The 12,596-nt window shown below is 62.1% G+C and carries 10 protein-coding genes; 1 reads left to right on the top strand and 9 read right to left on the bottom strand.

The window, feature by feature from the left end:
* Positions 1 to 4: 4 nt before the first annotated feature.
* From LUB09_RS03540 to inhA, 8 genes are all read right to left on the bottom strand, one after another.
* Positions 5 to 1,333: a GH39 family glycosyl hydrolase gene (locus tag LUB09_RS03540; RefSeq protein WP_231421641.1), complete on the bottom strand. Its 1,329-nt coding sequence runs from the start codon at positions 1,331 to 1,333 to the stop codon at positions 5 to 7.
* Positions 1,323 to 2,513 carry a glycosyltransferase gene (locus tag LUB09_RS03545; protein ID WP_231421642.1) on the bottom strand — a complete coding sequence of 397 codons (1,191 nt, stop codon included), beginning with the start codon at positions 2,511 to 2,513 and terminating at the stop codon, positions 1,323 to 1,325. The genes LUB09_RS03540 and LUB09_RS03545 overlap by 11 nt, the downstream gene beginning before the upstream one ends.
* Positions 2,513 to 4,504: a GumC family protein gene (locus LUB09_RS03550; protein WP_209980855.1), complete on the bottom strand. Its 1,992-nt coding sequence runs from the start codon at positions 4,502 to 4,504 to the stop codon at positions 2,513 to 2,515. Before LUB09_RS03550 ends, LUB09_RS03545 begins: the two co-directional genes overlap by 1 nt.
* Positions 4,505 to 4,518: 14 nt before the next feature.
* Positions 4,519 to 5,295 (bottom strand): polysaccharide biosynthesis/export family protein, encoded by a 777-nt coding sequence (locus LUB09_RS03555; protein ID WP_057009108.1) that lies wholly within the window; start codon positions 5,293 to 5,295, stop codon positions 4,519 to 4,521.
* Between the two features lie 29 nt (positions 5,296 to 5,324).
* A complete protein-coding gene (locus LUB09_RS03560; RefSeq protein WP_209980856.1) occupies positions 5,325 to 6,236 on the bottom strand; it encodes a glycosyltransferase family 2 protein in 912 nt (303 codons plus the stop codon).
* A 1-nt stretch (position 6,237) separates the two neighbouring features.
* A complete protein-coding gene (locus LUB09_RS03565; RefSeq protein ID WP_209980858.1) occupies positions 6,238 to 7,698 on the bottom strand; it encodes a mannose-1-phosphate guanylyltransferase/mannose-6-phosphate isomerase in 1,461 nt (486 codons plus the stop codon).
* Complete coding sequence (locus LUB09_RS03570) at positions 7,698 to 9,137, bottom strand: undecaprenyl-phosphate glucose phosphotransferase (protein ID WP_231421643.1); 1,440 nt, start codon at positions 9,135 to 9,137, stop codon at positions 7,698 to 7,700. Before LUB09_RS03570 ends, LUB09_RS03565 begins: the two co-directional genes overlap by 1 nt.
* Before the next feature lie 631 nt (positions 9,138 to 9,768).
* Positions 9,769 to 10,449 carry an isonitrile hydratase gene (gene inhA, locus LUB09_RS03575; RefSeq protein WP_209980861.1) on the bottom strand — a complete coding sequence of 227 codons (681 nt, stop codon included), beginning with the start codon at positions 10,447 to 10,449 and terminating at the stop codon, positions 9,769 to 9,771.
* A gap of 92 nt (positions 10,450 to 10,541) precedes the next feature.
* Between inhA and LUB09_RS03580 the strand changes: the two genes are divergently transcribed.
* Positions 10,542 to 11,507, top strand: coding sequence for a GlxA family transcriptional regulator (locus LUB09_RS03580; RefSeq protein WP_209980863.1), 966 nt, complete (start codon positions 10,542 to 10,544; stop codon positions 11,505 to 11,507).
* Positions 11,508 to 11,673: 166 nt separating this feature from the next.
* On the opposite strand, the gene LUB09_RS03585 is transcribed toward LUB09_RS03580, so the two are convergent.
* Positions 11,674 to 12,576: an alpha/beta fold hydrolase gene (locus tag LUB09_RS03585; protein ID WP_209980865.1), complete on the bottom strand. Its 903-nt coding sequence runs from the start codon at positions 12,574 to 12,576 to the stop codon at positions 11,674 to 11,676.
* Between the last annotated feature and the right edge of the window lie 20 nt (positions 12,577 to 12,596).

Raw genomic sequence — 12,596 nt, forward strand, 5'->3', positions numbered from 1 at the left:
GGCTTCAATCCCATAGCAGAATTTGCAGGTTCGATTTGACCGGCACGGTCAAGCCGCCGGTGCCGCTGACCGGGGTTTGCGTGCCGCGCAGCGGGTCGTACAGCGTCGCGCTGGCAAGGCCCGGCAAATGCGCATTACCGCCTTGGGCCGCCCAGAAAAACCACAACTTGCGCCCATCGGCGCGGGTCCAGCCGATACTGAACAGGCCGTCGGGCAATTGGTCGGCGCTGGGTGGGTCGCCGGGGGTGAGGCTCGGCCCGCTTACGTCGAGAAAGTACTTCAAGGCGGTGTAGACAGGTTTGGGGTTGGCGTCGATATCAAGCAGGCCGTAGGACTGGTCGCGCACGCTGGCGCGCTGGTCGAGGTCGCTCAAGGTGAACAGGAACGTGCGGTCGTAATCCAGCGCGCTCATCAGCGCCAGGCGCCGCACCACGTAATCGGCCTGGCCTTGCAGCGAGATGATGTCCTGGGCGTCCTTGGGGCCGGTGTAGGTGGACCAGCCCCACTCGGTGGTCCACAGCGTTTGCACGCCGCCTGCGCGCAAGGCCTGGTTGAGCGCTGTGGTTTTGGCGATGAAATCCAGGTTGGCCGGGTCGTTGCCCTCCGGCAGTTGGGTGTAGGGGTGGTAGGCAATCACCGTGTTGAGGCTGGCGATACCCAACGCGCCCAGCGCGTCGAACATGGTCTGGCCGTTGGGCATCTCACTGAAGAACGCCATGCCGGCGGCCACCACCGGTTTGTCCGGGCGCATGGCGCGCAGCGCGGCGGCGGTGGTGGTCAGTAGCGTGGCGTAACCCGCCGGGTCGGCCACCGGGCGCCAGAAGCCGAGCAGGTTCGGCTCGTTCCACACCTGCCAGGCGTCCACGCTGGGGTAACGCTCGGCCAGCAGCGCCATGCGGTTGGCAAACACGTGCGGGTCTTTGGGCGGGTATTGGTCCTGATAAGGCGCGCCCACCGGCGCGGTGGTGGCGAAGGGCGCCGAACCGACCAGGTAGAACAACGACTTGAGCTGGTTGTCCTGCAGCTTCTTCACCAATTGGTCGAGGGTTGCGACCTGGTATTGGCCCTGCACCGGCTCCAGCTGATCCCAATGCAGATCCAGGCGCACCCACTCCAGGCCCAGCGCCTTGAGACGGTCGATCTGCTTCTGGTAGCGCTCGGGGCTGAACCACAGGAACTGCGCGTTAACGCCCAGAAAGTCCTTCCACACCAGCACCTTGCTGCCCTTGAGCACATGGCTCTCGGCGTCGGCCTGGCGCCCCCAGAGCACAGCGCCCAGGCCCAGCGCCGCGACCAGCACAAGCGTCAAAAAGTACGTGCCCTTACGCACCATGGGGACCTCCCACAATTGCCTGCTTGAAAAGTTGCCTGAACTGCTGCGCGGTCAACGGCCACAAACGTTCGCGCCCGATTTCCCCGGCGCGCTCGGCCCAGTCCCGAGCCAGCGTCGGTGTACGGGCCAGACGCAGCAGTTGCGCACTCAGGGCGGCCACATCGCCCTGAGGATAGATCGCGCCATTGCCGCTGGCGACTTCTTCGGCGAACGCCCGCGCATCCGAAGTGATCGCCCCACGCCCGCACGCCGCCGCCCATGACAACGCACCGCTGGTGCCACGCTGGCGCCCCAGCAGGCCGAGTTTTTTCGACTCGCGGTAGGGCAGCACCATCACATGATGGGCCTGGATCGTCGCGGCAATCTCATCCGCCGGCAGGTTCAGCCGCCAGTCGATGGCGTCGGCCAGGTCGAGGTCGGCGATCTGGCTGTGCAACTGGTCGAGGTAATTGCCCCCCGCGCCGAACGCCATTTCCGCAGCCGTGCCACCGGCCAATGTCAGCCGTACGCGGCCACGCAACTCGGGCGCTTGCCTGAACACGTCGGCCAGGGCCTGCAACAGGTCCTCGATGCCTTTGCCTCGGTAGATAAACCCGAAATACAGCAGGCGTAGCGTGTCCAGCGATGGCAACGGCGTCGGTGCGATCGCCAGGTTGGCGTGGTTGATCACCGCGACTTTGCCGGCCGCCAGGCGCATGCGCTGGCTCAGGCATTCGGCTCCCAGGCGCGTCAGGGTGATCAACCGGGTCAAACCGGCGGCGACCTCGCGCTCTTCGCGCAACGTCAGCGGGTCGGCCAACACCACCGCCGCCTGCGGCAACGGGCTGGGCAATCGCTCCATCAGTTGCAGGGGAAACGGCAGGCGTTCGCGGCGCCACACCATACGCTCCGGGTCGTGCACGGTGGCGGTCAGCGGCAGGGCAGGGTAGGCCTTGTGCAGCTCGCGCAGGGCCAGAAATTCCCCCAGTCGTCCGCCGCCCAGCTCGCCGTGGACCAGGTCCACGCTGTGCCAGTCGAACGTGCCGATTGCCCGCTTGATCGCCGCGCTCGATCCCTCGACGCCGCTCAACGGTGTCAGCACCGTCACACCCAACTGTTCCAGCGCCAGCTTGAAATGGTTCGCGTAATCGGCGATGCCGTTTTTCTCGGGTGGCAAGGGAGCCAGCAGGGCAATGCGCATCAGAACACCCCCCGGTACTTGGCAATGGTCTTGAGCACTTTGGCCGGTACCTCGAACCTTCGTCGGTTGATAATGATGCCGTCCACCTTGCCGAAGGCCGTATTGAGGATCGACAGCGCATGTTCCACCACCGGTACCGTGCTTTTCTGGGCCTCCACCACCAACGCAATCAGATCGGCCCGCCTGAGGCTGACAAAGGCGTCGCGGTTATCCAAAAGCGCTGAGGCATCGAGCAGCACCACTTCTCCCGGCGAGGCCGTCCGCGCACCTCCGACGCGGACCTTGATGCCATTTTCCTGAAGTAGTTGTCGTAGTTGCCCCACCACAAAACTTACCCCTTCGCCGTGGCGCGCCGAGGTCAGGCCGAGGGTCATGCCTTGTTCGGTTATTCGTTCAGGTTCGAGCAAACCGTAGAGTCGATAGATGCTGGCATTGAACGCGTTGGTGCTCTGCGCGGTGCTGGTGTCCAGCTCCGGCAGGGTGGTCCACAGTGGCAGGCCGAACTTGCGTTCCACCAGACCGCCGTCATGGATGCGCTGATCGAGCAGGTAGCACAGGTACACCACCAGCAGGCCGACGACGATGGCGAACGGGATCGCCAGCGTCAGCATCACCAGGGTTTTCGGAAAGATGCGCCCCGGGTTCAGGGTGGCTTCTTCGATCACCGCGATGTTGCTGATCTGGCTGTTGTCCAGTTCACGGTCGATGCGCGATTTTTCCAGGTTGTCCACATACAGCGCGTAGTTGCGCTCGGTGGCGCTCAGCTCGCGGGACAGGCGCGTCAACTCCGGTTCGATCTCCAGCGCCTGCTTGCGCTGGGCTTCCAGGTTGACCAGTTGTTTCTGCTGCTGAACCAGTTGGGTGCGCAGCGCCAGGTTGTTGCTGGACTCGTCCAGCAGCACCCGTTGCAGGTGGATTTCCAGGGTGTTCGGCGCGCGGTTTTCCGAGCTTTGCACGGTGTTGCTTTCAGCTGCCACCTGCACCTGCATGGCACGGATCGACGCATCCAGGGCTTTGACCGGCGGCGCGTTATCGGTGTAGGTGCGCATCATGTCGGCGCGTTCCAGCAGCTTCTGGTTGAGCAGGCGGCGCAGATCCTGTTGCTGCGGATTCAGCGCAATCTGGCGCACCGTGGTCACTTCCTTGGGCTGGCTCTTGAGCTGGGTGCGGGTGCTCTCGATGGCGCTGTCGGAGGACGCGATCAGGCGGGTGGTGTTGAAGGTTTCGCCGCGCAGCACGTTGATGCGCTCGGACAGATCTTCCAGGCGATCGGTGATGCTGGCCGCGCCGATTTCGTTCAGGTGCGTGAGGATCTGCTCCTTGTAGCTCTTGATCTCGGTGGCGCTGTTGGACACCTGGCCCTCATAGAACGCGTAGAGGCTTTTGCGCCCCAGCGCCTGGGTGCGCTCGTTGATGTAGATCTCGACCCAGCTTTTGACCACGGCCTGGGCGATCTGCGGGTCGCCCCACTTGAAGCTGATGTCCATCACCGTGGAGCCGGCGGCGTGGCTGACTTCGAAGCTTTGTTCCAGCCCTGCGGCCAGGCGTTCGACCGGGGTGGTTTTTTCAATGACACCCAGGGATTCCAGCACCACGCGCACGCCATCGGAGATCGCCCCGGTCGCATTTTTGACATGGTATTTGCCCAGCTTCCAGACGCCTTCCGGCGGCGGCTGGTTGGCCAGCACTTCCAGGTAACGCTCGGCAACCGCGCGCACAATCGGGCGTCCGGTCAGCAGGCGCTCTTCGTCGACAATCGGGTCGCGCTGGGTGCTGGGCATCACCAGCGCCTGACGGTTGCTGATCTCGATGGGCAGCGTCGAATCACGCCCCGGTTTCACCAGCAGGCGCGCGGTGGATTCGTACTTGGCCGGCAGCAGGAACGCCCCCAGCAGGATAATGACCAGCGCAGCGATGGCCGCCAGCTTGAACTCGTGGCGGAAGATGAAAAACAGGCGCAGAAGATCACGAAAAGAACGGATCTCGATCATGGGATGTCGCTCCTTTAGTTGGTGCCGCCGCTGGTTCGGGAATAGTTGTAGCCAACCCCGATGGACTTGGTGAACGGAATCAGCTGGTTCAAGTAGGTGTCCACTCCCTGGATACGCTCGCCTACGTTGGATTTGGGCACGAACACCACGTCGCCGCGTTGCAGTCGCACCGGTTTGCGGCCGACGGGGCCGGTCTTGAGGTATTGGCTGAAGTCCAGAAAGTAGGCGCGGTAGGTGCCCTCGGCATCTTCGCGCAGCAACGCAACCATGCTTGCGTTGCCCGCCGGGTTCACGCCGCCGGCGCCGACAATCGCCTGCTCCAGCGTGTTGGCGATACCGATCTGCACCGACGTCGGGTTATTCACCGCGCCGCCGACGATCACCGAGTTGCTCGGTGCCTGGTTGATATTCACCGTCACCCGCGGTTCGCGGTACACCGGTGCCAGTTTGTTGCTCAACTCGGCCGCCAGCTCCGAGGGCTGGCGCCCGGCGACCTGCAGTGGCCCCAGGAACGGGTAGTTGATCTTGCCGTCGGTTTGCACCGTGTACAGCGTCAGCTCGTAGATGGTGCTGACGTTGAACGCCGACAATGTCGGCATCTCCCCGGCATCGCGCACGATACGCAACTGGTCGCCGACGCGGATGCGTTCCACCGCCGGTGGCAATTGGGCCAACTGGTCGAGGGCGCGCTTGCCTTCCTCCACCGCCTGGTCATCCGGCGCGACAATGCGGGCCGGCGTGTTGCACCCGGCCAGGGCGAGCAACGCTACAACAAGCAAGATTCGTTTCATCATAGGTGACTTCCTGTAGTTCATGATGCTCACTTCCAATAGCCGGGGAACATGCTGATACGGCGCTTGAGCGCGACGGGGAGGCGGCGCTCCAGATGGCCCAGGCGATAGCCGAGCAACTTGAAGGCACTGCGCACCAGCACTTCGGGGACGCGGTGCAGTGCACCGGCCTTGCGCAGTGCCGCCAGCTCCGCCAGCACGTAGCGTTTACCTTCACCGCCGGCATCGCCAAAGGCCTGGCGGATCCACGGTTCGCGACCGTAAAACACGCCAATGTCGAAGTAGCGGTGAAATTCATCCATGACACGGTAATCGTGGGAGTGGTACACCCGCGCCGAGGCGGCGTAGCGCACCTTGTAGCCGTCGAGCAGCATCCGCGCGGCCACGTAGGCGTCTTCGCTGCCGATCACATCGGCGGGGAAGCCACCCACGGCTTGCAGTGCGCTGCGCCGGTACACCGAAAACGAATCGGAACTGAAGCAGGTCTTGATCCCCAGTTGCGGGGCGTCGGCCAGGCTTTTGCTGCGGCTCTGGGCCGGGTAGTTGAAATGCCGCGACTGCGCGCCGAGCACGCCGGCGTCCGGATGCGGCAATTGGCGCCCGTAGGCCACGCCGTTGAGCAGGTCCTGCTGCAGTTCATCGAGCAGGTTGGCGAACGTCTCGGGGTCGGCAGGAATCGCGTCCTGGGTCATCACGATCAGCGCATCGCCGCTCACCTGTTCGCTGGCCCAGCGCCGCGTGCCGCCGTGGTTGAAATCGCGGGCGTCGATCACCTCGACCTGGGCGCCGAACTCGCGAAAGCGGGCCACCGTGTCGTCGCTGGAGGCGCTGTCCACCACCAGCATCTCGTCCGGTTGCCTGGTTTGCATCTGCAGCGCAGGCAACAGCCGCGCCAGGTGGCCGGCGGCGTTGCGGGTCGGGATGATCAGCGAGGTGCGCATGTCACTTCTTCACGTCGGCAGGCGCGCGCCCGTAGATATCGTCAAAGCGCACGATATCGTCCTCGCCCAGGTACTCGCCGCTCTGCACCTCGATCATCACCAGGTCGATGATGCCGGGGTTGGTCAAGCGATGCTTGTGCCCGGCGGGAATATAGGTGGACTCATTGGCGTTGATCAGAAACTCGCGCTCGCCATTGGTGATCTGCGCAGCGCCGCTGACCACCACCCAGTGTTCACTGCGGTGATGGTGCATCTGCAACGACAACGACGCCTGCGGTTTGACGACGATGCGCTTGATCTTGAACCGGCTGCTTTCCTCCAGCACGGTGTAGGTGCCCCAGGGCCGGGTGACGGTGCGGTGCAGGCTGTACGCCGGATGGTTCTGGCGCTTGAGTTCGGCGACGATATAGCGCACATCCTGGCTGCGGTGGGCGTCGGCAATCAGCAGGGCATCGGGGGTGTCGACAATGATCAGATCGCGCACGCCCACGGCACCGAGCACGCGCTTGGGCGAGTCGATGTAGCAGTTGTGCACATCATGCAAAATCGCTTCGCCGTTGATCTGGTTGCCATGGGCATCGCTCGGCGTGAGCTGGCGCAGGGCTTCCCACGAGCCGATGTCGCTCCAGCCGATATCGCAGGGCACCACGGCCACTTGCGTGGATTTCTCCATCAGCGCCACGTCGATGGAAACGTCCGGCGCGCTGCCGAAGGCCTCTGCGTCCAGCTCACGCTGGCGCGAGGTTTTGTTCTGCAGGTGCTGGCTGTGCTCCAGAGCCGCGCGGGCCGCCTGCAATACCTCAGGCGCGTAAGTGGTCAGTTCGTCCACCAGGGTTTTGGCCTTGAAGCAGAACATCCCGGCGTTCCACAGGTGCTTGCCGCCGTCGAGGTAGGCTTGTGCGGTGGCCAGGTCCGGTTTCTCGACAAAGCGCTGCACGCGGTTGCCGGTACTCAGCGCCTCACCTTTCTCGATATAGCCAAAGCCGGTTTCGGGGTGGTCGGGCTGGATGCCGAAGGTCACCAGAAAGCCTGCCTCGGCCAGGTCACGGGCCTGGGTCACGGCGGCGGCGAACGCAGTCTCGTTGTGGATCAAATGGTCGGCGGGCATCACCAGCAGTTGTGCGTCATCGCCAAAATGTTCCTGCACATGCAGCGCCGCCACGGCGATGGCCGCAGCCGTGTTGCGCCCGAACGGCTCCAGCAGCAGGTCCAGGGGCAGGCGGGACGGGTTGACCAACCGGTAGTCATCGAGTGTACGAAACAGCATCTCGCGGTTGGTCACCGTCAGCACGCTCTCCACACCGGGCAGGCGTGCGGCGCGTTGGAAGGTCTTCTGCAACAGGCTCTGGCCATCGCGCATGCGCATGAACGGCTTGGGCATGTTCTGGCGTGACACCGGCCACAGCCGCGTGCCCGACCCACCGGAAATAATGCAGGGAATTAATCCGTTGAGGGTATTCATCAATAGACTTCCTTGGTGGATAGAACGGCGGGAACCGTCATGAAGACGATGTACAAGTCAAACCACACCGACCACTTGGAGATGTATTCCAGGTCGTACTCGACACGTTTCTGGATCTTGAACAGGGTGTCGGTTTCACCCCGGTAACCATTGATCTGCGCCCAGCCGGTGATGCCCGGTTTGACCCGGTGCCTGGAGCTGTACTCGCTCACCGCCACTTCGAAGGGCACGCCGGCGGCCTTGGTAGCAGTGGCGTGCGGGCGCGGGCCGACCATCGACATGTTGCCCAGCAGCACATTGAACAGCTGCGGCAGCTCGTCGATGCTGGTCTTGCGGATGATGCGCCCGACGCGGGTGATGCGCGGGTCGTGCCGGGTGGTTTGTTGTTGCGCGGTGAAATCGCTCTGGTCGGTGTACATAGAGCGAAACTTGAACACGCGTATTTCATTGTCGTTATAGCCAAAGCGGTTCTGGCGAAACAACACCGGGCCCCTGGAGTCGAGCTTGATCGCAATGGCCGTGATGATCATCACAGGCGACAGCGCCACCAGCGCCAGGCTCGCCAGCAAACAATCTTCAAGGCGCTTGATCACCGGCGACCAGCCACGCAATGGCAATTGCGAGGTGTTGAACATCAGGATGCCGCCCACGTCGGTGATCTTGCTATGGCCGTAGCGCAGCGCGGCCATGTCCGGCACCAGCATCACGTTCACCGACAACTGCCGTAGACGATTGACCAGCCCATGGATGCGCTGCTCCGCAGCCCAGGGCAGACAGATCATCACCTGGTTGACCTGCTCGGCGCGGATCAGCTTTTCCAGGTCGCGGGTGTTACCCAGCAATGGCAGATTGCTTAACTCCTTGGGAATGCGCTCGGTGCGATCATCGATAAAACCGATCAGACCGGAGCGGATATCGCCGTTGCGTTGCAGGTGGTCGGCAACGTGCACGGCGGTGTCGGTAAACCCAAGGATCACCGTGCGCTGCAGGTACTTACCCTTGCGCATCAAACTGCTGTAAAGGCGCAGCATCAACAAACGTTCGAGACAAAACAGCCCAAGGCTGGCGAAGTACCAGGTCAACAGGTTACGTGGCGTCAATTGTGGAAAAAACTGCAATATCTGATACATGAACAGCAGGATGCAGAAGGCGGCTGACCAGGCCTTGATCTTGGTTTTCAGGCGCAGACGGTTGCTGAACAATTCCTCCGAATAAATGCCCAACGCCTGGAACAAAATGATGGTCAGAAACGCAAAAAATACGAGCAGGCCGAGGAAGTGCGAACGCATCTCTGGGTTCATCGGATCGATGAAAAAAACCAGTACCAGCGGGGGTAATATCGCACTTAAACCATGAATAAATTTGACAAAAACAACAAAGAACTCAACAAAACCGGCACGCGTTAAAAACAAGCTATCGACTGATGACTTTTCTCGCATAAAACATCCCTCATTGCACTCCATGCGCTTTAACCGGTATGCGTTAGTAGTGCATTAAACTCGGCTACGCTGGTGAAATCGCAACTAATCAATCCAAATGCGACACATCCATTTGAAGGGATCTTGCGGAACAGTGGCTAAAGGAAGTGTTCCTCATGGTTGCTTAGTCAACGAATTGACGGTGGTGCGGATGCAACGTTTTAAAGATGTTAATCAGTGTGTTATGAGGCATTTTATTGACATTCCTTGTCCGTGCAGGTGGTAAGAGGGGTGTGTTTTTGAGTGTAGGAACAAATTTGAAAATTTTCCTGCTTAACAGCGAAGGTTTTTCAAAACGCGGTGGGAAAGGGGGACAGAGAGGAGAGGGAAGTTACGACTAAGTGCCGTGGCTGCGGGGTTTTAGTGGGATTTGAAGTTGTCTTTTTAACTTCAAAAATAAATGAAAAAAAGTTAATCGAAGGACCGATAGCGACCGTTTTTAATGGGAATGCCTGCTAACGAAAGGGGGACGTCATCACTTATTCAAAATGTGGGAGCGGGCTTGCTCGCGAAGGCGGTATGTCAGTGCCGGATTCAGCGAATGACACACCCCCTTCGCGAGCAAGCCCGCTCCCACAGCGATACTGCGTCGTCAGCCTAATCGCGCGGCCGCGCGTGCGGTAATTTCACCTCGCACCCTGCGCGACTCGGCGGTGCGCTTGTGGGCTTCGTCCAACACATGCTGTGGCGCAGTGTCCGGACGTCCGGCGTCGAACGGTGGCGCGGGGGCGTATTCGATCTGCAACTGCACCAACTGCGCCGCCGCTTCGCTGTACAACTCCGCCGCCAGCACCAGCGCAAAGTCGATCCCTGCCGTAATGCCGCCGCCGGTGAACAGGTTGCCGTCGCGCACCACGCGTTCCTGCACCGGGATTGCGCCGAGCGGGGCGAGCATGTCGTGGTAGGCCCAATGAGTGGTGGCCTTGCGACCGCGCAGCAAACCCGCCGCACCGAGTACCAGCGAGCCGGTGCACACCGAGGTCACGTAGCGTGCAGTGAGCGACTGGGCCTTGAGGAAATCGAGGGTGTCGGCATCTTCCATCAACGCACCGACGCCGGCACCGCCGGGTACGCAGAGCACATCCAGGTTGGGGCAGTCGGTATAGGTCATGGTCGGCGTGAACACCAGGCCGGTGCTGGAGGTGACCGGTGCGAGGTCCTTCCATACCAAATGTAATTTCACCTCCGGCAGCGAGCCCAGCACGTCGTAAGGGCCAGTGAGGTCCAGTTGCTGAATGCCGGGGAACAGCAGGAAGCCGATCTGCAAGGTCATGAATGAAACTCCGTTGAGAAGAAGTAGACGCTTGCACTGTAGAGGCCTAGGCTCTGGCGTATACGCCATTGAGCCCACAAATCGCGCCAATCATGCCCAGAATCATTCACGTACTCGCTTTTGATAACGCCCAGGTGCTCGATGTGACCGGGCCCTTGCAGGTGTTCGCATCGGCCAACGACCTGGCCCGTCAGCGTGGCCAGCCGTTGCCGTACCGCGTCTCGGTGATCGCGGCCCAGGCCGAACCGGTCATGACGTCTGCGGGCCTGGCGCTGCTGGCCGAGCCTTTGCCGGCAGTCGACACGCCGTGCGACACCCTGGTGATCGCTGGCGGCTGGGGCGTCTACGGTGCCGCCGAAGACCCGGCGCTGGTGCAATGGGTGCGCGCAAAAGCCCGGCACACCCGGCGCATGGCCTCGGTGTGCACCGGTGCTTTTCTGCTGGCAGCCAGTGGCCTGCTCGACGGTTGTCGCGTCGCCACCCACTGGACACGTTGCGAGGAACTGGCGCGCAAGTTTCCCGCCTTGACGGTGGAGCCCAACCCGATCTTCATCCAGCAGGGTGCGGTGTGGACGTCGGCCGGTGTCACCGCCGGTATCGACCTGTGCCTGGCGCTTGTCGAAGAAGATCTTGGCCGCGCCGTGGCCCTGGAAGTGGCGCGGCACCTGGTGGTGTTCCTCAAGCGCCCGGGCGGGCAGTCGCAATTCAGCGTCACGCTGTCGTTGCAGAACGGCGGCAGCCGCTTCGCCGAATTGCACGCCTGGATCGCGGAAAACCTGACGCTGGATCTGAGCATCGCCACCCTGGCTGCACAGGCCGGCATGAGCGAGCGCAGCTTCGTGCGCCACTACCGCGCCGAAACCGGCCAGACTCCCGCTCGCGCCGTCGACCTGATCCGCGTCGAAACCGCCCGCCGGCAACTGGCGGACAGCGCAGCGTCGATCAAGCGCATCGCCGTTCAGTGCGGGTTTGGTTGCGAAGAAACCCTGCGCCGCAGCTTCCTGCGCGCAGTGTCGGTGACACCTCAGGCATACCGGGAGCGTTTTTCACCGGCGTAGCCACGGTGCCAATGGAAACGGCCCTACCCAACAAGTAGCTCCTGTGGCGAGCGCCAACCCCTCTGGAAACTATCGAGCTTCAGCGAGGCTGCGATGCGATCGCTGCGGTGTGCCTGCCAGACCGCACTGCCTGCATCACAAGCCTTATCCGGCGGGGAGGGTGCTTTTATCGGTGCAGCAATTCCAGCAACGCCGCCAGGGTCGCTCGCGGTGCTTCCTGAGGAATATTGTGGCCCACGCCAGGCAATACCTGGCGTCGATAAAACCCGCTGAAATGCGCGAGGTCTTCATCTTCTTCCGGCGCAGGCCCGACGCCGTCGTCGGCCCCGCACAACGAAATACTCGGCACTGAAATCGGTGGCTGTTGCACCAGCGCCTGTTCAATGGATTCCAGCGCAGGATCACCCGGCGCGTACATGAATCGATGGCGATAGGAGTGAATCACCACCGCGACAAAATCGGGGTTATCGAATGAAGGCGCGGTCTGCGCATACTGGCTCGGTCCTTCTGCCCAGGACGGCGACCAAAGCGTCCACAGCAATTGGCAGAGCTCGCGGCGATTGGCCGTCAAGCCCGCCACGCCGCGTGGGGTATGAAAATAGTACTGGTACCACAAACGATGCTCCGTCGCAGGCGCCTGAGGCTCGTGCGAGTGGGCGATGTCCTGAATGTTATAGCCATCGCCGGTGACCAGCCCGCGCACCCGCTCCGGCCACAGCGCCGCGACAATACAGGCTGCGCGCCCGCCCCAGTCGTAACCGGCCAGCGTGGCTTGCGCAATCGACAGTGCATCCATGAAGTCCAGCAAGTCCCTGGCCAGCGCGGCTTGCTGCCCCGAGCGCATCACCTGTGTGTTGATGAACCGCGTCGGCCCGTAGCCGCGCAGGTAGGGCACCAGCACGCGATAGCCCTGCTCGCCCAGGGCCGGCGCAATCCCATCATAGCTGCGCGGGTCATAGGGGAAACCGTGCAACAGAATCACCGGTTCACCGTCGGCCGGACCATGGGCCTCATAGGCCATGTCCAGCATGGAGGTACGCACGTAAAGCAGCGGGGCAGGGCAGTTCATCGTGGGTGCCTGTAGATAGG

Origin of the sequence: Pseudomonas sp. Leaf59, from assembly GCF_920984685.1 — a bacterium.
Lineage (GTDB): Bacteria > Pseudomonadota > Gammaproteobacteria > Pseudomonadales > Pseudomonadaceae > Aquipseudomonas.

Excerpts from the sequence above, each read along its gene's own strand:
- LUB09_RS03540 (WP_231421641.1), bottom strand. The coding sequence starts at position 1,333 with ATGGTGCGTAAGGGCACGTACTTTTTGACGCTTGTGCTGGTCGCGGCG.
- LUB09_RS03545 (WP_231421642.1), bottom strand. The coding sequence starts at position 2,513 with ATGCGCATTGCCCTGCTGGCTCCCTTGCCACCCGAGAAAAACGGCATC.
- LUB09_RS03550 (WP_209980855.1), bottom strand. The coding sequence starts at position 4,504 with ATGATCGAGATCCGTTCTTTTCGTGATCTTCTGCGCCTGTTTTTCATC.
- LUB09_RS03555 (WP_057009108.1), bottom strand. The coding sequence starts at position 5,295 with ATGAAACGAATCTTGCTTGTTGTAGCGTTGCTCGCCCTGGCCGGGTGC.
- LUB09_RS03560 (WP_209980856.1), bottom strand. The coding sequence starts at position 6,236 with ATGCGCACCTCGCTGATCATCCCGACCCGCAACGCCGCCGGCCACCTG.
- LUB09_RS03565 (WP_209980858.1), bottom strand. The coding sequence starts at position 7,698 with ATGAATACCCTCAACGGATTAATTCCCTGCATTATTTCCGGTGGGTCG.
- LUB09_RS03570 (WP_231421643.1), bottom strand. The coding sequence starts at position 9,137 with ATGCGAGAAAAGTCATCAGTCGATAGCTTGTTTTTAACGCGTGCCGGT.
- inhA (WP_209980861.1), bottom strand. The coding sequence starts at position 10,449 with ATGACCTTGCAGATCGGCTTCCTGCTGTTCCCCGGCATTCAGCAACTG.
- LUB09_RS03580 (WP_209980863.1), top strand. The coding sequence starts at position 10,542 with ATGCCCAGAATCATTCACGTACTCGCTTTTGATAACGCCCAGGTGCTC.
- LUB09_RS03585 (WP_209980865.1), bottom strand. The coding sequence starts at position 12,576 with ATGAACTGCCCTGCCCCGCTGCTTTACGTGCGTACCTCCATGCTGGAC.